Here is a 19,169-nt window from a genome sequence, read left to right as displayed (position 1 = left end):
GGCGGGTGCGGCTGACCGCCGCCATCCCCAACCACCTGCACGGCCGGCCTGTCATCGAGTGGCATCTGCCGACCCTCATCCTCGACCGGAAGGGCCTGTTGTGGCGGTGCGCCGCGACGGAACTCGTCTCCGCAGGCGACCTGGAATTGGCGACCGTTGCGGTCGGGGTCGACTGGTCCCCGTCCACGCTCGGCGCCGCCGCCATCACCACCGACCACCCTGACGGGCTGGTGTCGGACTACCGGGGCTGGACCTACGACGACCGTGGCCTCGGAATCAAACTCGCGCGCCTGCAAGCCGAAGGCCAGCTGCTGCACGCCAAGGCCGCACGGTTGACCCGACTGGCCGCCACCGCCCCACCCCAGGTCCGCGCTGAGTTGGAGGCAAAGATCGCCGTCCTGAACGAGCACCGCACCGCGGTGGGTGCCAAGCGTGGATGGATCAACCGGGAACTGGCGTTCCACTTCGCCCGCCAGGCCACCGAGTACGCCAGCGCCGCTCACGCGCAGGTGATCGCGGTGGAGGATCTCACAACCCTCGAGACTCGGGACCACGGGCGGGTCAACAACAACCGGGCCGCCCAATCAGCCCGCCGCAAAGCCGCCGCTGCGCTCGCGCACGCCGCCGCCGGTGCCGGTGCCGGCATAACAGTGGTCTCGGTGCCCTCCCGAGGATCCTCTGCATGGTGCCCGGGCTGCGACGAACCACTTGCCCGCCCCGGCGGCTACCACACCGCGTGGTGTTCCCGCTGCCGAGTCGGCGGCAACCGCGACCATGTAGCCGGTGTGAACTTGGCCAAACGCGCCTTGCTGGGTCGAGGCAAGGCCACTCGTCGGCGTGGGCAGATGCCCGCGGTCCGGGTCGCCGAACACGCGCCGGTACGGCCATCGCGCGACAAACACGCTCCCACCCCGAGCAGACCGCGGCACCGCCGGGTCCGCCACAGCCTGCCCACCGTCACGCAGCGGATGGGGGTGAATCCGAAACAGCATGTTCCTGCACCACAAGCGTCGGTGTGGGACACGGTCAAACCCACACCACCGCAAAGTGATGCGGGTAGCCGTGACACACGTCTATCTCCAACATCTGCCACACCAGTGGCAGATAGTATGAGATCTACGTAGACGCTGCTGTGGCGCACAAGTAGCGACACAGCGCAGGATCCGGTTGCTGGTCGTCGAGTGGCGGCGGGACTCGGGCCGGTCGGCATCTTTCTCATTCTGAGGTGGTGCCCGCTCGATTCGGTTGGGCTAGAAATGATTCCATGTTCGATTGAACGCTGCCTGGTCGCAGGGCACTAGCAAGCCAGTACACCGGAAGATCGAACACGACGCCGATCATAATGTCTCCTAGAACTGATTCCACCAGTTGACGAAGTTGTAGTACCAGCTGGTCGGAGGCTACATGGGGTCTCCCGATCCGAGCACGACGATGGTCGCTCGATGTCGGTGACGCAGGTGGCGTGACGGAGTGCTTCGTCGGATCCTAGGACACCGGCTGGTCGCGGCAGAGGTGAGACCTCGAGCCCTTCGAGAGTCCGCTCGGCGCACACTTCATCGTGCTCGCGTGTCTGTAGTGCGAGTCGAAGCGACTGATCGACGACAGGTTGGGGTAGAAACTTTCATATAGCGCACCTCACAACTGCATGAAGGAGTGAGATATGGGGTCAACCGAGGAATTGTGGCGGAACTTCGTCGCGCAGGTGTTGAGCCTGTTGATGGCGTCCGGCTCGTAGCGGAGCTATTTGCCGGCCCATCCGCCCGCGTCATCCCCGGATCGCCCTGTCCGCCTGGCGCGGTTGGCCATGTTCGTTTGCCGGCGGTTTAGCACTAACTGAGAGCACGCCGCGGACCGACATCGAGTCCTGATCGAGTCTGTGAGTCCTAACAGCGTTGTGCCGGAGGGGGTAGTTGTGCCCGTCGTGGGTACTTAGCCTCGATCTTGCATGCGTCTGATGTGTCGCTCTGATCAATTTCAGGTTGGGTATTTCGGGCGTGGATTCGGTGCTCGGCAACGCGCGTTCGCCCGACGCGGTCGGGTGGTCGTCGGGGTCCAGGGCCCCGAAAGTTGATTTCCTTTCGTCTCGGTGGTCGGATTGATGCTGGTCAGAGGGGGTCGGGGATCGCGTTGAGACGGGCCAATGCGGTGATCACCAAGTCGATCCAGGGCGCGTGGGCGGACAACCGCAGATGCACTTTTCGCCCGTGACGGGCGATGCGCCCGCCGATCGCGAACAGGCGTAGTCGTAGCCGCTTCGGCTCCCACCGACTGGCCGGGTCGTCGGTGAGCGCAAGCAGCTGCATCCAAGCGGTGACCTCGACCGCGAGGGCGACGACGGCGAGCCAGACCCGGTTCTGGTCGAATCCGTGCAGCGGAAGATTCTCCAGGCCGGTGGCTTTCGCGTTCCGGATGCGGTCCTCGCAGCGTGCCCGGCGCCGGTGCCGCAGTTCGAGATCGGGCAACTGACCACCTTCGGTGTTGGTGACGAACGCGGTCAACCGCAACCCGTCGCGGTCGGTGAAGCGCAGTTGTGCGCCCGGATGCGGGCGTTCTTTCCGGACGATGACCCGCATCCCTTCGGGCCAGCCCGGCAGATCGAGCACCCCGGTCACTTCCGCGATCCAGGCGCCGTCGCGCGGTTGCCCGTTCGCGCCCAGGGCGGGGATCCAGGCCTGCTCGGGGAGGGTTTCGATGGCGGCGACGATGGAGTCGGTCAGACCGAAGCCGATCGAGTACGACAACTTCTGTGTAGTCAGGTAGTCGATGAGGGCATGGGTGCCGCCGGCCCCGTCGGTGCGGATCAGCACCTTGCGGCCGACCCGCCCACCCTTGGCGGTGAACGGCAACTGCCGCAACGACTGTCGGATGACCTCGATGTGGTCGGCGGCGGTGTTGGAGCCGGCGTTGCCCGGTCGCAGCATCATCGCCAAGGGCTCTCCCGTGCCGTCCGGTCCGTGGTCCACGAACGCGCACAGCGGGTGGAAGCCGAACCCTCTCTTGTAGGTGGCGGCAGCGTTTTCCTTCTCCGAGTGCGCGGTCACCAGGGTCGCGTCGAGGTCGATGATCAGCGGATGTCCGGCGTCGATCTCATGATCGGGAGCCTGTTCACCGGCGGCGCTCCAAGCGATCCGTCGGGCTGCCGAACGGGCGGAGTTGATTGCCGCCAACGCTTTCGGAGCGTCAGCGGCCAATGCGGCGATCAGTCTCGAGACGGTGGGATCGGACGCCACCCGACCGAAGACTGCGGGTTCTTCCCGCAGCAGCGCGATATCGGCCAGGCAGTCGCCGCCCAGGGCGAGTGCAATCGTCAGATCGGCGATGATCTTGCCCGGATCGTGGGAGGTCGTCGGTTTACGCCACGGCTCGAGCGCGCTCGACAACGCGGTGGTCAGACCGGACTTCTCGGCCGTGCGTAGCAACAACATCGCCCCGGCGTGCGACACGACACCAGTTCCGGCGGAGTCGACGGACAGCGACGGGTACCACGAAGTAGACTTGCCCACCAGAAAGGTGCTCCTCGAACGCAGTGAATATTGGCCCTCAGCAAGCCATATTCTCCCAGTTCAGAGCACCTTTCTTCATGATCAACACGCGGCCCGGGCATGACCAGCGTGAAAGCCCGAGGTTAGAGTCCAGTCGGCTCACCCATAGGGCCCGGTCGGTGCACGTACGGTCTCCGATGAGGGAACTACCGGCGCTCCGGGAGTGCAGTCTGCTCGGGGGCGTCTTGAGGAGGAATCTCACATGACTAGGACCACGGCGGAACTGCTCGCTGACCTGGAGGTTCGGCTCGAGCAGTCGCTGAATCCGGGGAGCCCGAGGGCGATCGCGCGCCGCGCGGAGAAAGGCCTGCCCGGACCCCGCGAACGGATCCGGATGCTGCTCGACCGCGGTAGTTTCATCGAGGTCGGACAGATGGCGAGGAACCCGGGAGCCCCCGACAACCCGTACGGTGACGGCGTCGTCACCGGCCACGGAACTGTCGACGGACGTCCGGTGGCGGTGTTCTCGCACGACCACACCGTGTTCGGTGGCAGCGTGGGGGAGATGTTCGGTCGCAAGGTCGCGTCGATCATGGAGTTCGCGGCGCGGATCGGCTGCCCCTGCGTGGGCATCAACGACTCCGGCGGCGCACGCGTGCAGGACGCTGTCACGTCGCTCGCCTGGTACGCCGAGATGGGCCGCCGCCAGATCCCGCTGTCCGGAGTGTGCCCGCAGGTCTCGATCCTCCTCGGCAAATGTGCGGGCGGTGCGGCGTACGCACCGATCAACACCGATCTCGTCGTCGCCGTGGACGAGCAGGCGTACATGTTCGTCACCGGTCCCGGAGTCATCAAATCCGTCACCGGCGAGGACGTCACCCTCGACGAACTCGGTGGCGCCCGCGCTCAGGCCGAGAACGGGAACGTCCACCATGTCGCGCCGAGCGAAGAGGCGGCGTTCGCCTGGGTGCGGGAGTATCTCGGCTTCCTCCCGTCCAGCAGGCACGAAGAGGCGCCGATCGTGAACCCCGGCCTCGAACCCGACATCACCGACAACGATCTGGCGTTGAACGAGTTCATGCCGGACGCGGACAACGCCGCCTACGACATGCAAGACCTGCTGTTGAACATCTTCGACGACGGTGACTTTCACGAACTCGCCGCGCAGACGGCACCGAACGTGATCACCGGATTCTCCCGGGTGGACGGGCGATCCGTCGGAGTCGTGGCCAACCAGCCGCAATTTCTCAGTGGGGCACTGGATCAGGTCAGCGCGGACAAGGCGGCCCGCTTCGTGCGGATCTGCGACGCCTACGAGATTCCCCTCGTGTTCGTCGTCGACACGCCGGGCTTCCTGCCCGGGCTGGAACAGGAGCGGAACGGTGTGCTCCGCAGCGGCGGCCGCTTCCTGCAGGCGTTCGCGGCGGCCACGGTGCCGAAAGTGACTGTGGTGGTCCGCAAGTCCTACGGCGGTGGATATGCGGTGATGGGGTGCAAGCAACTCGGTGCCGACGTGAACTTCGCGTGGCCGACCGCACGCATCGCGGTCATGGGCGCCGAGGCCGCGATCAGTCTCCTCTACCACCGCGAACTCGAAGCCGCCGGCGACGAACAGGACGCGATGCGGCAGCAACTCGTCGACGCCTACAACGAGAACGTCGCGACACCGTATTCGGCCGCCGAGCGCGGCTACATCGACGCGGTGATCGAACCGTCCGCCACCCGGCTCGAGATCCGGCGGGCGCTGACGTTGCTCCGCGACAAGCACTCCGCCCGCGGCGAGCAGAAGCACCACCTGATTCCGCTCTGACCGCCGTCGGTAGTCACTCCTGTACCGTAGTTAGGTAACACTAACCAACTTGAGTTCATTGGAGAGATGCCTGTGGCAAAGCCGACTGCGACACTGACCGTGCTCCGGACCGAATGGCTGACCCCGCACATGGTGCGGGTATTCCTCGGCGACCCGGGATTCGACAGCTTCGTTCCCAATGCCTCCACCGATGCGTACGCGAAACTCGAATTCGGGGGTCCCGAAGAGCCCGTCCTGCGCACGTACACGATCCGGTCGGTGGATCCGGTGAAGCGAGAGATCGCCATCGACTTCGTGGTGCACGGCGACGCCGGTGTCGCCGGACCGTGGGCGGCGTCCGCGGCGGCCGGCGACGTGCTCCGGCTGCGCGGCCCCGGAGGCGCGTTCGCGCCGGACCCGGCAGCCGACTGGTACCTGCTCGCGGGAGACGAGACCGCAATCCCCGCCATCTCGGCGTCCGTCGAGAAGCTGGACGCGTCGGCGGTCGGACGGGTGATCATCGAGGTCGCCGGCCCCGAGGACGAAATCGTCTTCGGCTCGCCCGCAGGCGTCGACGTCACGTGGATCCACCGCGGCGACACGTCGGACCGGATCGGCGAAGACGCGTCGGGGGACAACGCACCCCTCGTCGCGGCGGTGCGCGACACCGCGTGGCTGCCCGGAACGGCGCAGGTGTTCATTCACGGTGAGGCGCAGGCAGTCATGCACAACCTGCGCTCCTACGTACGCAAGGAACGGGGCGTCCCCGCGTCGGCCGCGTCGATCTCCGGTTACTGGCGTCGCGGTCGCACCGAGGAGGGGTTCCGGGTGTGGAAGTCCGAGCTCGCCGCGAGCGACGGTGCCTCCCGCTGACTCACTGCGGCGGACGCGCTACGAGATGTGCGTCCGCCGCGTCAGCACCAGCAGTGACAGCATCGCCACGGCGCCCGCCGACGGGATCGCGACGGCCATCGGAACCGCGGTGTCGGGGCCGGCGATGCCGACGAGCGGCGAGACCACCGCGGCGAGGCCGAACTGGCCGGCACCGAGGAGCGCGGACCCGGTGCCGGACGCCTTGGTCACCTCACCCTGAGCCAGCGCCGTCGCATTGCCCATGACGAAACCGATGCTCGACACCGAGACGAACAGCGGAATGAGGATCGCCCACCAGGGCGGCGAATCGATCAGCGTCGCGGCGAGCAGCAGCACGACGCCCGCTGCCAGGAGCAGCGTGACCCCGAAACCCAGCAGCTGCCGCGCGTGGAATGTGCCCACGAGCCGCGTGTTCACGATCGCGGCGCCCACCATGCCCGCCGCGTTCACCGCGAACACCATAGAGAACTGCCCCGGGCTGAGCCCGAGGACGTTCTGCGCGACGAACGGGGACGCGGAGATGTACGAGAAGAGCGCGACGAACCCGAACATGAACGTGAACGCGTAACCCAGATAGACACGGTTGCCGACGACGTAGCGCACGTTCCGGAACAGTGCAGTGAGCCCGCCGCCGTGCCGGTTCTCCACGGGAAGCGTCTCCGGGACCAGGATCAGCACTCCCGCGAACATCGCCACACCGGCGGCAGTGAGAACCCAGAAGATCCCTCGCCAGCCGACCGGCCCGAGCAGGGCGCCCCCCATCAGCGGCGCGACGACCGGCGCGACCCCGCCGATGATCATCATGATGCTGAAGAGCCGGGCGGCGCTGTCTCCGCGGGCCCGGTCGGCAATGCAGGCGCGTGCGAGCACGATCGCCGCGCCACCGCTCAGCCCCTGGAAAAGTCGTGCAGCGATGAGGGTTTCGACGGTCGGCGCGAGAGCGCACGCCATCGCGGCGAGGGTCGTGACGACGGTGGCGCCGATCAGCAGGCGCCGGCGTCCGAGGCCGTCCGACAGCGGTCCCACGACGAGCTGACCGATGCCGAGCCCGGCCATGAATGTGGTCAACGTCAGCTGCACGCTCGGCGCGGATGTGTTCAGGCTCTCCGTCATCAGGGGGAGACCGGGGAGATACATGTCGGTGGCCAGCGGAGCGATCGCGGACAGTAACGCTAGGACACACAACATCGGGATGGAGATCGTTCGCTGCACAAAAGAACTCTAGCGGCGCGGCTGCTTGATTTATCTCCCGCCCGAGTCGACTGCTACCTCTACGAGCAGCGACCTGCCGGCACCGTTGGAGCTGGTACTCGACGAGTACGCGCGGCATCTCGGGCTCGATCGCGGCCGATCGCAGCACACCGTGAAGGCGTACGTCGCGGACGCGAAGTCGCTGCTGCAGCACTGGTTGTCGACGTCACCGGAGGCACACCTCGGCGAGCTCGACATCCAAGTGCTGCGGTCGTGACTCGCGGGCCAGTCCGCGGCCGGCATCGCCCGGACGACCCTCGCCCGGCGGACGTCGTCGGTGCGCAACTTCACACCCTGGCTGCTGCGGACCCGGCGCATCGCCACCGATCCCGGCGCCCGGTTGGGTGCCGCGAAGGCCCACCGCACGCGGCCCCCGGTGCTGCGGCAGTCGCAGGCGGCCGGCGTGATGGATGCCGCCGGATCGGGCGCGCAGCAGAACGATCCGATCGCCCTGCGCGACCGTCTCATCGTGGAACTGCTCTATGCGACGGGAATACGGGTGGGGGAGCTGTGCGGCCTCGACCTCGGTTCGGTGGATCGCGAACAGTGGCTGCTGCGTGTGATCGGCAAGGGAGACAAGGAGCGCTCCGTGCCGTATGGGAAACCGGCCGCCGACGCCGTGGACCTCTGGTTGCACGTCGGCAGGCCCGCGGTCGCGACGGACAGTGACACCGCGGCAGATCCGTGGGGGCAGCAATCCTGGGACGGTCCCGCCCCCGAGCCGAGCCGGCATCAGGTGACCAGTCAGGATCTGGTGGCGGATGCTCTCCTCAAACGGGCACGCAGGGCGCCGAGCCGAGGGTGGCGGCGCGGACTGCACCGGCTCACGGGGGATCGGTGAATCCGGGGGAGTCGGCAGGTGAGGCGCGCGATGCGCCACTGCTCGACCGCATCCGGCAGCCGATCCAGGGGGACTATCGAATTGCATTCCTGTCCTTGAAGGGCGGCGTCGGCAAGACGACGACCACGATCGGGCTGGGATCGATGTTCGCGTCACTGCGCGGCGACTGCGTGATCGCCGTCGACGCCAACCCCGACTTCGGGACACTCGCGCAGCGCGTGCCGCTGCAGGCGCATTCGACCGTCGGTGATCTCATCGCGGCGGAGTCGACGATCCGGCGTTACTTGGATGTGCGGGCCCACACGTCGCAGGCGCCGAGCCGTCTCGAGGTTCTCGCGAGTGAACAGGACCCGGCGATTTCCGAGGCGTTCAGTGAGGACGACTACCGGCGGGTGATCGACATCCTGCAGGTGTACTACACCATCATCCTCACCGACTGCGGCACCGGGATCATACATTCGGCGATGAACGGTGTTCTGCAACTCGCCAATTCCGTGGTGCTGGTGAGCTCGCCGGCAATTGACGGCGCCCGCAGTGCCGCCGCCACGCTGGACTGGTTGCAGCACCACGGTTACGGGCACCTGGTCTCGCGGACGGTCGTCGTGATCAGCGCCGCCCGGCCCGGCTCGAGCACGATCGACATGACGGAACTGACCAATCACTTCCTGCTCCGGTGCCGGGCCGTGAAGGTGGTGCCGTTCGACGAGCACCTCGCCGAGGGTGCGGTGGTGGATCTGGATCTGCTGCGTCCCGCGACGCAAAAGGCGTTCGTCGAACTCGCGGCGATGGTCGGGGACGACTTCCCGGAGTCGGCAGGCAGGCACGCCGTCGCGGAGTGGCGCTAGCCGCCGACGGGTTCGAGCCGTACCGGAGCCGCGCGGACGAGTCTGAGCGGGTCGAGGTATTCGCGGTCGCGGCGAAGACCCAGTGCAGGCACGCGGCGACGGGTGCGATGCAGCCCGGGTGCCCGGGTTCGAGCGTGCCGACGACGGTCCCGCGGCCCACGCGCTGCCCGGGGGTTACCCGGGCGGTCACCGGTTCGTACGTGGTGCGGAGCCCACCCGGGTGGTCGACGGAGACGACGGGCTTGCCGGCCACCGTGCCGGCGAACACCACTACACCCGCACCTGCCGACAGGACGGCCTCGTCGGGCACGCCACCCAGATCCACGCCGCGATGGCCGGGAAGTCAGTCGTGCTCGGGGTTGTCGAACGCCCGGACCACCCGCGGTCGTGGGTGCAGCGGCCAGTCGAAGTCGCCGCTCGGCGCGGCATCGGCGGGCGGGGCGAAGGCCGCCGCGGCGGTCAGCAGCGTCGACGCCGTGGCCGTCGCCGTGAGCGCCCGCAGAATCGCCCCGAACTTCGTCATGGATGAACGATCCCGCACGTCCGGGCCGATGAACGGGCAGCGGTCGAGAATGTGGATCGAACGCGCTTTGTCCACAGATCCCGCAAGACCCTTGCACGCGCGGCCGCGGGCCGCGGTGTGGCAGGGGCGGTTAGGGCGTTCGGCGTGGAGGCCGTACACTGATCGAGCGGTCTGTGCTCCCACAGTCCGACTTCGCGCGCCCGCGCAGGTTATCGGCCATCGGCTGGTCTCGCATCTCGGTGTGAGTCCGATGGTCTGCGGGCGCCAGGGTGGAGCGTCTCGAGATGCTCTGCATCAACCGGCAATGAAAGAGAGATACACAGCCATGGCTGTCGTAACAATGAAGCAGCTGCTCGACAGCGGCACGCACTTCGGTCACCAGACCCGTCGTTGGAACCCGAAGATGAAGCGTTTCATCTTCACCGACCGCAACGGCATCTACATCATCGACTTGCAGCAGACGCTGACGTACATCGACAAGGCGTACGAGTTCGTCAAGGAGACCGTTGCCCACGGCGGCACCGTCCTCTTCGTCGGCACCAAGAAGCAGGCCCAGGAGTCCATCGCGGCCGAGGCCACTCGCGTCGGGATGCCCTACGTCAACCAGCGTTGGCTCGGCGGCATGCTCACCAACTTCACCACCGTCCACAAGCGTCTTCTCCGCCTCAAGGAGCTCGAGGCGATGGAGCAGACCGGTGGCTTCGAGGGTCGCACCAAGAAGGAAATCCTCATGCTCACGCGTGAGATGACCAAGCTGGACCGCACTCTCGGTGGTATCCGCGACATGGCCAAGGTCCCCTCCGCGGTGTGGGTCGTCGACACCAACAAGGAGCACCTGGCCGTTGCCGAGGCTCGCAAGCTGAACATCCCGGTCATCGCGATCCTGGACACCAACTGCGACCCCGACCTCGTCGACTACCCGATCCCGGGCAACGACGACGCCATCCGCAGCGCCGCCCTGCTCACCAAGGTCGTCGCTTCTGCGGTGGCCGAGGGCGTGCAGGCCCGTGCCGGACTGAGCGCCGACAAGGACGCGAAGCCCGAGGCCGGCGCCGGCGAACCCCTCGCCGAGTGGGAGCAGGAACTGCTCTCGCAGGCAGCGCCCGCCGCTGAGGCTGCGCCCGCCGCAGAGGCCGCTCCCGCAGCTGAGGCACAGGCGGCTCCGGCTGCCGAGGCCCCCGCAGCTGAGGCACCCTCCACCGAGGCCTGATCCGATGCACACGGCCCTGACCAGAGATCTTTTGGTCAGGGCCGTTTCACGGTCTGGTCCGAGTACTACCCTGACTTACGTCCCGACAGACATATGAGGAGGCTCGCTCACCATGGCGAACTACACCGCCGCTGACGTCAAGCGGCTCCGCGAGCTCACCGGCTCCGGAATGATGGCCTGCAAGAACGCTCTCGCTGAGGCCGAGGGTGACTTCGACAAGGCTGTCGAGCAGCTGCGCATCAAGGGCGCCAAGGACGTGGGCAAGCGTGCCGAGCGCACCACGGCCGAGGGCCTGGTCGTTTCCAAGGACGGCGTCCTGCTCGAGCTCGACTGCGAGACGGACTTCGTCGCGAAGAACGAGGACTTCCTGAAGCTCGCCGAGTCGATCGTCACGGTCGCCGCGGCAGCGAAGCCCGCCGATGTCGACGCGCTCAAGGCGCTCGACCTCGACGGCAAGACGGTCGACACCGTCATCCAGGAGCAGTCCGCGAAGATCGGCGAGAAGCTCGTCCTGAGCAAGATCGCCTCGTTCGACGGACCGGTCGCGGTCTACCTGCACAAGCGCAGCGCCGACCTGCCGCCCGCCGTCGGCGTCCTCGTCGAGTACACCGGTGAGGGTGACGCTGCTGCGGAGGCCGCTCGCGGTGCCGCCATGCAAGTCGCGGCGCTCAAGGCCAAGTACGTCACGCGTGACGAGGTCCCCGAGGACATCGTCGCCAACGAGCGTCACATCGCCGAGGAGACCGCTCGCGCCGAGGGCAAGCCGGAGCAGGCTCTGCCGAAGATCATCGAAGGCCGCGTCAACGGCTACTTCAAGGACGTCGTGCTGACCGAGCAGTCCTCGGTGCAGGACTCCAAGAAGTCCGTGAAGGCGATCCTCGACGAGGCCGGCGTCACCATCAAGCGTTTCGTTCGCTTCGAGGTCGGTGCTTCGAGCTAGTCGTGTGAGTCGTATGGCCCCGTCGGACGAGTGCGCTCGCCCGGCGGGGCCTACGTATACCGCCACCGTCCTGATGAGGCAGGATGAAGATGGCCGTCTGAATGGGTCGAGTAGGCGCGTGGGTGCACTCGGCCGCTGTCGAGATCGACGAGAGCTGTGGAACTGAGGAGAGCAATGTCCGAACCAGCCAACGAACGTACGGGATTCCATCGAGTCCTTCTCAAACTCGGCGGAGAAATGTTCGGTGGTGGCAAGGTCGGCCTCGACCCCGATGTGGTGACCAAGGTCGCGGAGCAGATCGCCGAGGTCGTGCGATCCGGGGTGCAGGTGGCGGTGGTCATCGGCGGCGGCAACTTCTTCCGTGGTGCGGAACTGCAGCAGCGAGGTTTGGACCGCGCGCGTTCCGACTACATGGGCATGCTCGGCACCGTGATGAATTGCCTTGCTCTGCAGGACTTCCTGGAGAAAGAGGGTATCGACAGCCGCGTGCAGACGGCGATCACCATGGGACAGGTGGCGGAGCCCTACATTCCGCTGCGCGCTCAGCGTCACCTCGAGAAGGGCCGCGTCGTGATCTTCGGCGCCGGCATGGGCATGCCCTACTTCTCGACCGACACGACCGCGGCACAGCGTGCACTCGAGATCGGCGCCGAGGTCGTCTTGATGGCCAAGGCCGTCGACGGCGTGTTCACCGCGGACCCGAACCTCGACCCGACCGCGACGATGTACACGCAGATCACGCACCGTGAGGTCATCGAACAGGGGCTCAAGGTGGCCGACGCGACCGCCTTCAGCCTCTGTATGGACAACGAGATGCCGATCATGGTGTTCAATCTGCTGACCGAGGGGAATATCGCTCGGGCAGTATCCGGTGAGAAGATCGGAACGCTCGTCAAGTCATGACGCGAGTGACACGCTCGACACAGGGTTTTCTCGAAACAGAGGCAGTGACGAATCGATGCAGAACGACATGGAGGACCAGCCGTGATTGATGAAGCTCTCTTCGAAGCCGAGGAGAAGATGGAGAAGGCTGTCACGGTCGCCAAGGACGATCTCGGATCGATCCGCACGGGCCGCGCGAATCCTGGCATGTTCAATCGCATCGGAATCGACTACTACGGCGCGTTCACCCCGATCACGCAGCTCGCCAGCATCAACGTGCCGGAAGCGCGACTGGTCGTCGTCAAGCCGTACGAGGCCTCGCAGCTCGGCGCCATCGAGACGGCGATCCGGAACTCCGACCTGGGCGTGAACCCGTCCAACGACGGAAACCTGATCCGCATCTCGGTACCCCAGCTCACCGAGGAACGCCGCCGCGAACTGGTCAAGCAGGCCAAGTCCAAGGGCGAGGACGCGAAGGTGTCCGTGCGCAACGTGCGCCGCAAGGCGATGGACGAGCTGTCCCGGATCCAGAAAGACGGCGAGGCCGGCGAGGACGAGGTCGGTCGGGCCGAGAAGGAACTCGACAAGACGACCGCCCGGTACGTCGCGCAGGTCGACGAACTGGTGAAGCACAAGGAAGCCGAGTTACTGGAAGTTTAGTCACGAGACGAGGAGTGGATCGGGGACAGTGACCGTGCCAGCAGAACACGGGACCCCAGGGGGACCCATCTCCGAGGGCGACCCCTCGGAACCGGTCTCCGAGGGGTCGCCCGCGCCGGGGGCGGCCCCGGCCGCGAAGTCGAAGGCCGGGCGTAACCTGCCCGCCGCGATCGGCGTGGGCGTCGGTCTCGGCGTCGCGCTGATCCTGATCCTCGTCTACGTGCCGCTGGTGTGGATCGGCGTGGTGGCTGTCGCGATGGCAGTCGCCACCTGGGAGGTCACCAAGCGCCTGCGGGAGGCCGGGATCAGCGCCCCCCGGATCCCGCTGCTCGCGGGCGGTCAGGCGATTTTGTGGCTGGGGTGGCCGTTCGGCCCGGTCGGGGTGCTCAGCGCCTTCGCGGGGACCGTGCTGGTGTGCATGGTCTGGCGGCTGTTCGACCACGGGCTGAAGGCGACACCGCAGAATTTCCTCCGGGACACCGCGATCACCGTGTTCGTCGCCTCCTGGATCCCGCTGCTGGCGTCGTTCGCAGTGCTGATGGTGTTGCAGGACGACGGCGCCGGGCGGGTGCTGTGCCTGATGATCGGCGTGGTCTGCTCCGACGTGGGCGGCTACGCGGCGGGTGTGCTGTTCGGCAAGCATCCGATGGTCCCGGCGATCAGCCCCAAGAAGTCGTGGGAAGGGTTCTTCGGTTCGCTGCTGTTCTGCGTCATCGGCAGCCTGCTCACGGTCACCCTGATTCTCGACGAGAACTCGATGATCGGTGTGCTCCTCGGTGTCGTCCTGGTGGTCACCGCCACGCTCGGCGATCTCATCGAATCCCAGGTCAAGCGAGAGCTTCGCATCAAGGACATGGGCACCCTGCTTCCCGGGCACGGCGGCATCATGGACCGTCTCGATTCCCTGCTGCCGTCGGCGTTCGTGACGTGGCTGGTGCTCACGGTCCTCGTCTGACCGCCCTGCCGTGACCATTCCCAGCCCGAACATCTGGCACTGGCCGGAGTGGTACGAGGTCGAGAATCGTGCCCAGGACGTGGACGGGGCGATCTTCCGGCACCTGCGCGGGGCCGTGGACTGGACGGGCGGCACCGTCGCCGACCTGGGCTGCGGCTCCGGCTTCCACCTCCCGGTCTTCGCCGAGTCCGCGGCCACGGTCTACGGAATCGAACCGCACCCGCCGCTACTGGAACGTGCTCGCACCCGCGTGGGGCACCTGCCGAACGTCCGCGTGATCGACGGCTCGGCCGAGGGCATACCCCTCGGCGACGCGAGCGTGGACGTCGTGCATGCGCGGACCGCCTATTTCTTCGGTCCCGGCTGCGGCCGCGGAATCTGCGAGGCGATGCGGGTGCTGCGCCCGGGCGGCGCGCTCGTGGTGGTCGATCTCGATGCCACGGCCCATCCCTACGGCGAGTGGATGCGGGCCGACCTGCCGCAGTACAACCCGGCGACCGTCGAGGCCTTCTTCGCGGCGCAGGGGTTCGACCTGATGCGGGTGGAGACGCGGTGGCGATTCCCGGACCGGGAATCGCTGCGCGGGGTCCTCGGTATCGAGTTCACCAGGAAGACGGCATCGAAGGCGTTCGCGCGGACACCCGGCGTGGCTCTCGACGTGCGCTACCGCGTGCACGTTCGCCGAAAGCCCGCCGGGCTGGAGATGCTCTGACCGGGTGTCGTTACCGCGGTGCGATGTGGAAGAGCTGTGCGAGCGCGTTGATCTTCTTGGCCTTCGCCAGCTTGGGGAGGTCACTGCCGTCCCGCACCCGGGAGCCGTCCTCGCCGAGGTCCGCGATCACGTCGCGCGCCCATTCGGCCTCGGCCGGGGACGGGCTCAGTGCGTCGTTGACCGGGGCCGTCTGCGCGATGGTCATGCACAGCTTCCCGGTCATGCCCATCGACAGGGTCAGCGCCGACGCGCGGACCAGGGCGTCGACGTCGGTGCCGAGGGTGGGGCCGTCGATCGGCGGTGCGATCCGGGCGGCCCGGCTGGCGACCGTCAGCCGGGACCGGGGGTAGGCCATCGCCAGCGGCGAATCGTCCATCCCGGTGTCGCGGCGGAAGTCGCCGCTGCCGAACGCGAGCCGGAACGTCGCCTCCGTCCGGGCGATCTCGGGTGCCGCCTCGAGTCCCATCGCGGATTCGACGAGGGCGAGCACCTTCGTGCCCTCGGGGAGTCGCTCGGCGGTGGCGTCGACCTGCATTCCACTCTCGGTCTTGGCGAGCATGACGCCCTCGAGCCCGGGAACACCGTTCAGGGCTGCCAGATCGTCCGCCCAGTAGGGGGTGGTGGCGTCGTTGATCCGCACCCACGCGCGGCGGTTCTCGCCGAGCCAGGCGACGACGTCGGCGCGCGCCCGGGGTTTGCGGTCGGGGGTGACGGCGTCCTCGAGGTCGAGGATCACGGCGTCGGCGGCGCTGGCATGGGCCGCCTCGAAACCCTCGGGTTTGCCGGCGGGAACCAGCAGCCAGGATCGTGCTTGTTCAGCTGCGATACGCGGTGCCACAGTCGTCTCCATGTCGGCCTTCACAGTCGTGCCGTTCCGGTGATATCCACGACAGTAATTCTGCTCGCTCAGGGTCTGCGCAATCCACTTGCGTAACTAATGTTCAGTTAGAAATTACTGTTCAGGCGCCGCTGCCGGTTCGCTGCCCGCCGGATCTGGATGATGCGGACCCCGCCCGCGAGGGCCATGATCACCGCGCCTGCGATCGCCGCGAACAAGAGTGTGACGCCCAGCGGGAGGGTGAATTCCCAGGCGAACATTTCGAGGGTCGCGCTGTCGAGGTTCTGCAGGATGAACACGAGAAGCAGTACCAGAACGACGATTCCGATCACCAGACCGGTCCACGTGGCGCCCACCCGGGTGTGCTTGATGCCATTGCGGCGTGCGACGTCGGGATGCTCGGCGCCGGCCGGTGTGGTGTCGGCGTGCGGCGGGTCGGTGGGCACCGGACCGGTGTTCGGACCACGGTGTGCCGGGACGTCCGGAGGGAAGTTCGAGGGGTCGTCCGGTGTTGTCGACATAAGTTGATCTTCACCCACCTGGGCGGGTTGCGCATGCGCATCGGGCGGCGAATCGACGTCGATCAGGCATCCGCGCGACAACGACCCCCGAATCAATGGGACAATGGAGAAACTATGGCTGTCTCGCTTCCCCTCGTTTTCACCGCGCCCCGGCGTGGGATGCCGCCCAAGCATCTCGCGGACCTCGACTCCGCCGAGCGGCGGGAGGCCGTCAAGGAGCTGGGTCTGCCCGGGTTCCGGGCCGACCAGCTGGCCCGGCAGTACTACGCGCGGCTCGAGGCCGATCCGGAGAAGATGACCGATCTCCCCGCCGCTGTGCGCGAGCAGGTGGGCGCGGCCCTGTTCCCGACGCTGCTCACCCCCGTCAAGCACCTGGCCTGCGACGGCGGGGACACCCGCAAGACGCTCTGGAAGGCGAACGACGGGACGCTGCTCGAAAGCGTCCTCATGCGCTACCCCGACCGCGCGACGCTGTGCATCTCCAGTCAGGCGGGGTGCGGAATGGCGTGCCCGTTCTGCGCGACCGGTCAGGGCGGGCTACAGCGCAACCTGTCGACCGCCGAGATCGTCGACCAGGTGCGTGCCGCCGCGGCCGCTCTGCGCGACGGTGACGTCCACGGCGGTCCGGGCCGGTTGTCGAACGTCGTCTTCATGGGGATGGGGGAGCCGCTCGCCAACTACAAGCGAGTGGTCGCCGCGGTCCGTCGCATCACCTCGCCCGCCCCCGACGGCCTCGGGTTGTCGCAGCGCTCCGTGACGGTGTCGACGGTGGGTCTGGCGCCTGCGATCCGCAAGCTCGCCGACGAGGACCTCAGCGTGACGCTGGCCGTGTCTCTGCACACCCCGGACGACGAACTGCGCGACACCCTGGTGCCCGTGAACAACCGCTGGTCGGTGGCGGAGGTCCTCGACGCCGCCCGCTACTACGCGGACAAGTCCGGCCGACGCGTCTCGATCGAGTACGCGCTGATCCGGGACGTGAACGATCAGCCGTGGCGCGCCGACCTGCTGGGCAAGAAGCTGCGCAAGGCACTCGGGTCACTGGTGCACGTGAATCTCATTCCGCTGAACCCCACACCGGGCAGTGAGTGGGACGCGAGCCCGAAGCCGGTGGAGAAGGAATTCGTCCGGCGCGTGCTGGCGCAGGGTGTGTCCTGCACCGTGCGGGACACCCGCGGCCAGGAAATCGCGGCCGCCTGCGGGCAGCTCGCCGCCGAGAACTGAGCGTCCGCCGAACAGGCAGAAACGACGAACCCCTCGCCCGAGTGATCGGGGCGAGGGGTTCGCTCGTGGTTCGTGTTACCGGGGCTTGCGCCGCAGGACGATGTCGCGAACGAGGATCAGGACCATCAGGGCCGCGCAGGCGATCAGCCACAGGTCCTCGACCAGGCCGGTGTGGTTGCCGATGATCATGAGCAGCAGGAACACGGCGAAGAACCATCCGAAGAACCGGAACGTCTTCGGCGCCTCACCGCTCCAGCCCCATGCTGCCGACGGGACCTCCGCGGTGTCGATGTGTGCGGCCACGATGGGGTCGCTGGACGAGGGCTCCAACTGGGTACCGGCCACGATCGATCCTCCTGCAGATTCGGTTGCGCTACTCGACATATCGTGACATACGACTGCCCGTCGTATGTAGTGGGGCCATCCATGGCGGGCCGTCCGCATTTCATCAGGAACAATGGGTGGGTGGATGAAAACAGGCCCACTCGCGTCCTGCTGCTCGGCAGCACAGGTTCGATCGGTACCCAGGCGTTGGAGGTGGTGGCCGCCAACCCGGACAAGTTCACGGTGGTGGGACTCGCGGCCGGTGGCGGAAACGTCGAACTGCTGAACCGGCAGATTCGTGAGACGGGTGTGTCCTCCGTCGCAGTCGCGGATCCGCGGGCGGCTGCATCGCTGGATCGGCCCGGCGTGCTGAGCGGACCGGACGCCGTCACCGAACTCGTGCGGACCACGGAAGCGGACGTCGTGCTCAACGCGCTCGTCGGTTCGCTGGGACTGGAGCCGACGCTCGCCGCACTCGAGTCCGGTGCGCGGCTCGCCCTGGCCAACAAGGAGTCGCTCGTCGCCGGCGGCCCCCTCGTCACCGCAGCGGCGGCTCCGGGACAGATCGTGCCGGTCGACTCCGAGCACTCCGCGCTGGCCCAGTGCCTGCGGGGCGGCAGCGCGGACGAGGTGGACCGGCTGGTTCTCACCGCCTCGGGCGGACCGTTCCGCGGCTGGACTTCCGAACGGCTCGAATCGGTCACACCCGAGCAGGCCGGTGCCCACCCCACGTGGTCGATGGGGCCGATGAACACGCTGAACTCCGCGACACTCGTCAACAAGGGGCTCGAACTGATCGAGACCCACCTGCTGTTCGGCGTCGACTACGACCGGATCGACGTCACCGTCCACCCGCAGTCCATCGTGCACTCGATGGTCACGTTCACCGACGGGTCGACGCTGGCGCAGGCCAGCCCACCCGACATGAAACTCCCGATCGCCCTGGCGCTCGGCTGGCCGCACCGTGTCGCCGGCGCCGCCGCGGCCTGCGACTTCAGCACGGCGTCCACCTGGGAGTTCGAGCCACTCGACTCGCAGGTTTTCCCCGCCGTCGACCTCGCCCGCGAGGCAGGTAAGGGTGGGGGATGCCTCACCGCGGTCTACAACGCTGCGAACGAAGTCGCGGCTCAGGCATTCTTGGACGGGATCATCCGGTTCCCGCGCATCGTCCGCACCGTCGCCTCCGTGCTGTCCGAGGCGGACGAGTGGTCGGCGCCACCGGCTACCGTGGAAGACGTACTGGCCGCCGACGGCTGGGCACGTGAGCGAGCACGTCAGCTCGTGAAGCAGGAAGGCTAG

General features: G+C 67.2%; 16 protein-coding genes and 3 pseudogenes. 13 read left to right on the top strand and 6 right to left on the bottom strand.

Translation table 11 applies throughout. From position 1 onward, the window contains the following. Positions 1–1,124 (top strand): annotated as a pseudogene (locus tag AZG88_RS41530) (zinc ribbon domain-containing protein); the annotation flags it as partial. A 981-nt stretch (positions 1,125–2,105) separates the two neighbouring features. Here AZG88_RS41530 and AZG88_RS41525 read toward each other — a convergent pair. Next, on the bottom strand, positions 2,106–3,503 hold the full coding sequence (locus tag AZG88_RS41525; protein WP_061701008.1) for an IS1380 family transposase: 1,398 nt from the start codon (positions 3,501–3,503) through the stop codon (positions 2,106–2,108). A gap of 241 nt (positions 3,504–3,744) precedes the next feature. On the opposite strand from AZG88_RS41525, the gene AZG88_RS41520 reads away from it, so the two are divergent. Next, on the top strand, positions 3,745–5,292 hold the full coding sequence (locus AZG88_RS41520) for an acyl-CoA carboxylase subunit beta (protein ID WP_061046001.1): 1,548 nt from the start codon (positions 3,745–3,747) through the stop codon (positions 5,290–5,292). 72 nt (positions 5,293–5,364) lie between these two features. Then, a complete protein-coding gene (locus tag AZG88_RS41515) occupies positions 5,365–6,144 on the top strand; it encodes a siderophore-interacting protein (protein ID WP_061046002.1) in 780 nt (259 codons plus the stop codon). 18 nt (positions 6,145–6,162) lie between these two features. On the opposite strand, the gene AZG88_RS41510 is transcribed toward AZG88_RS41515, so the two are convergent. Beyond that, a complete protein-coding gene (locus tag AZG88_RS41510; protein WP_061701007.1) occupies positions 6,163–7,332 on the bottom strand; it encodes a multidrug effflux MFS transporter in 1,170 nt (389 codons plus the stop codon). A 49-nt stretch (positions 7,333–7,381) separates the two neighbouring features. On the opposite strand from AZG88_RS41510, the gene AZG88_RS54720 reads away from it, so the two are divergent. Both AZG88_RS54720 and AZG88_RS41500 read left to right on the top strand, forming a co-directional pair. Then, on the top strand, positions 7,382–7,612 hold the full coding sequence (locus AZG88_RS54720) for a site-specific integrase (RefSeq protein ID WP_197436410.1): 231 nt from the start codon (positions 7,382–7,384) through the stop codon (positions 7,610–7,612). Positions 7,613–7,801: 189 nt separating this feature from the next. Next, positions 7,802–9,081: pseudogene (locus AZG88_RS41500) on the top strand (tyrosine-type recombinase/integrase). On the opposite strand, the pseudogene AZG88_RS41495 reads toward AZG88_RS41500, so the two are convergent. Next, positions 9,078–9,679: pseudogene (locus tag AZG88_RS41495) on the bottom strand (M23 family metallopeptidase). The pseudogenes AZG88_RS41500 and AZG88_RS41495 sit on opposite strands and share 4 nt — an antisense overlap. A gap of 250 nt (positions 9,680–9,929) precedes the next feature. Between AZG88_RS41495 and rpsB the strand changes: the two are divergent. The 6 genes from rpsB to AZG88_RS41465 all read left to right on the top strand — a co-directional run bounded on the left by rpsB (position 9,930) and on the right by AZG88_RS41465 (position 14,963). Further along, positions 9,930–10,814, top strand: coding sequence for a 30S ribosomal protein S2 (gene rpsB / locus AZG88_RS41490; RefSeq protein ID WP_005259344.1), 885 nt, complete (start codon positions 9,930–9,932; stop codon positions 10,812–10,814). A gap of 112 nt (positions 10,815–10,926) precedes the next feature. Then, a complete protein-coding gene (tsf, locus tag AZG88_RS41485; RefSeq protein ID WP_005240533.1) occupies positions 10,927–11,754 on the top strand; it encodes a translation elongation factor Ts in 828 nt (275 codons plus the stop codon). A 174-nt stretch (positions 11,755–11,928) separates the two neighbouring features. Then, positions 11,929–12,657, top strand: a complete 729-nt coding sequence (pyrH, locus tag AZG88_RS41480) for a UMP kinase (protein ID WP_005240535.1) — start codon at positions 11,929–11,931, stop codon at positions 12,655–12,657. Positions 12,658–12,738: 81 nt separating this feature from the next. Then, positions 12,739–13,296, top strand: a complete 558-nt coding sequence (frr, locus tag AZG88_RS41475) for a ribosome recycling factor (RefSeq protein WP_005240537.1) — start codon at positions 12,739–12,741, stop codon at positions 13,294–13,296. A gap of 28 nt (positions 13,297–13,324) precedes the next feature. Continuing rightward, positions 13,325–14,251 carry a phosphatidate cytidylyltransferase gene (locus AZG88_RS41470; protein ID WP_082833611.1) on the top strand — a complete coding sequence of 309 codons (927 nt, stop codon included), beginning with the start codon at positions 13,325–13,327 and terminating at the stop codon, positions 14,249–14,251. Positions 14,252–14,261: 10 nt separating this feature from the next. Continuing rightward, positions 14,262–14,963, top strand: coding sequence for a class I SAM-dependent methyltransferase (locus AZG88_RS41465; RefSeq protein WP_005240542.1), 702 nt, complete (start codon positions 14,262–14,264; stop codon positions 14,961–14,963). Positions 14,964–14,973: 10 nt separating this feature from the next. Here AZG88_RS41465 and AZG88_RS41460 read toward each other — a convergent pair whose 3' ends face one another. Beyond that, on the bottom strand, positions 14,974–15,825 hold the full coding sequence (locus AZG88_RS41460) for an HpcH/HpaI aldolase/citrate lyase family protein (RefSeq protein WP_005259336.1): 852 nt from the start codon (positions 15,823–15,825) through the stop codon (positions 14,974–14,976). Positions 15,826–15,908: 83 nt separating this feature from the next. Further along, positions 15,909–16,322, bottom strand: coding sequence for a LapA family protein (locus tag AZG88_RS41455; RefSeq protein WP_061701010.1), 414 nt, complete (start codon positions 16,320–16,322; stop codon positions 15,909–15,911). A gap of 114 nt (positions 16,323–16,436) precedes the next feature. Here AZG88_RS41455 and rlmN point away from each other — a divergent pair, with 114 nt between their 5' ends. Beyond that, positions 16,437–17,546 (top strand): 23S rRNA (adenine(2503)-C(2))-methyltransferase RlmN, encoded by a 1,110-nt coding sequence (gene rlmN / locus AZG88_RS41450; protein ID WP_061701006.1) that lies wholly within the window; start codon positions 16,437–16,439, stop codon positions 17,544–17,546. 75 nt (positions 17,547–17,621) lie between these two features. Here the strand turns inward: rlmN and AZG88_RS41445 are convergent, their stop codons facing one another. Beyond that, complete coding sequence (locus AZG88_RS41445) at positions 17,622–17,891, bottom strand: DUF2631 domain-containing protein (RefSeq protein ID WP_025432355.1); 270 nt, start codon at positions 17,889–17,891, stop codon at positions 17,622–17,624. A gap of 81 nt (positions 17,892–17,972) precedes the next feature. Here AZG88_RS41445 and dxr point away from each other — a divergent pair, with 81 nt between their 5' ends. Further along, positions 17,973–19,169, top strand: a complete 1,197-nt coding sequence (gene dxr / locus AZG88_RS41440; protein WP_005240553.1) for a 1-deoxy-D-xylulose-5-phosphate reductoisomerase — start codon at positions 17,973–17,975, stop codon at positions 19,167–19,169.

Origin of the sequence: Rhodococcus sp. LB1, from assembly GCF_001583455.1 — a bacterium.
In the GTDB taxonomy this organism is placed as follows: domain Bacteria; phylum Actinomycetota; class Actinomycetes; order Mycobacteriales; family Mycobacteriaceae; genus Rhodococcus_F; species Rhodococcus_F opacus.
This window is presented reverse-complemented; position numbering and strand designations above follow the sequence as displayed.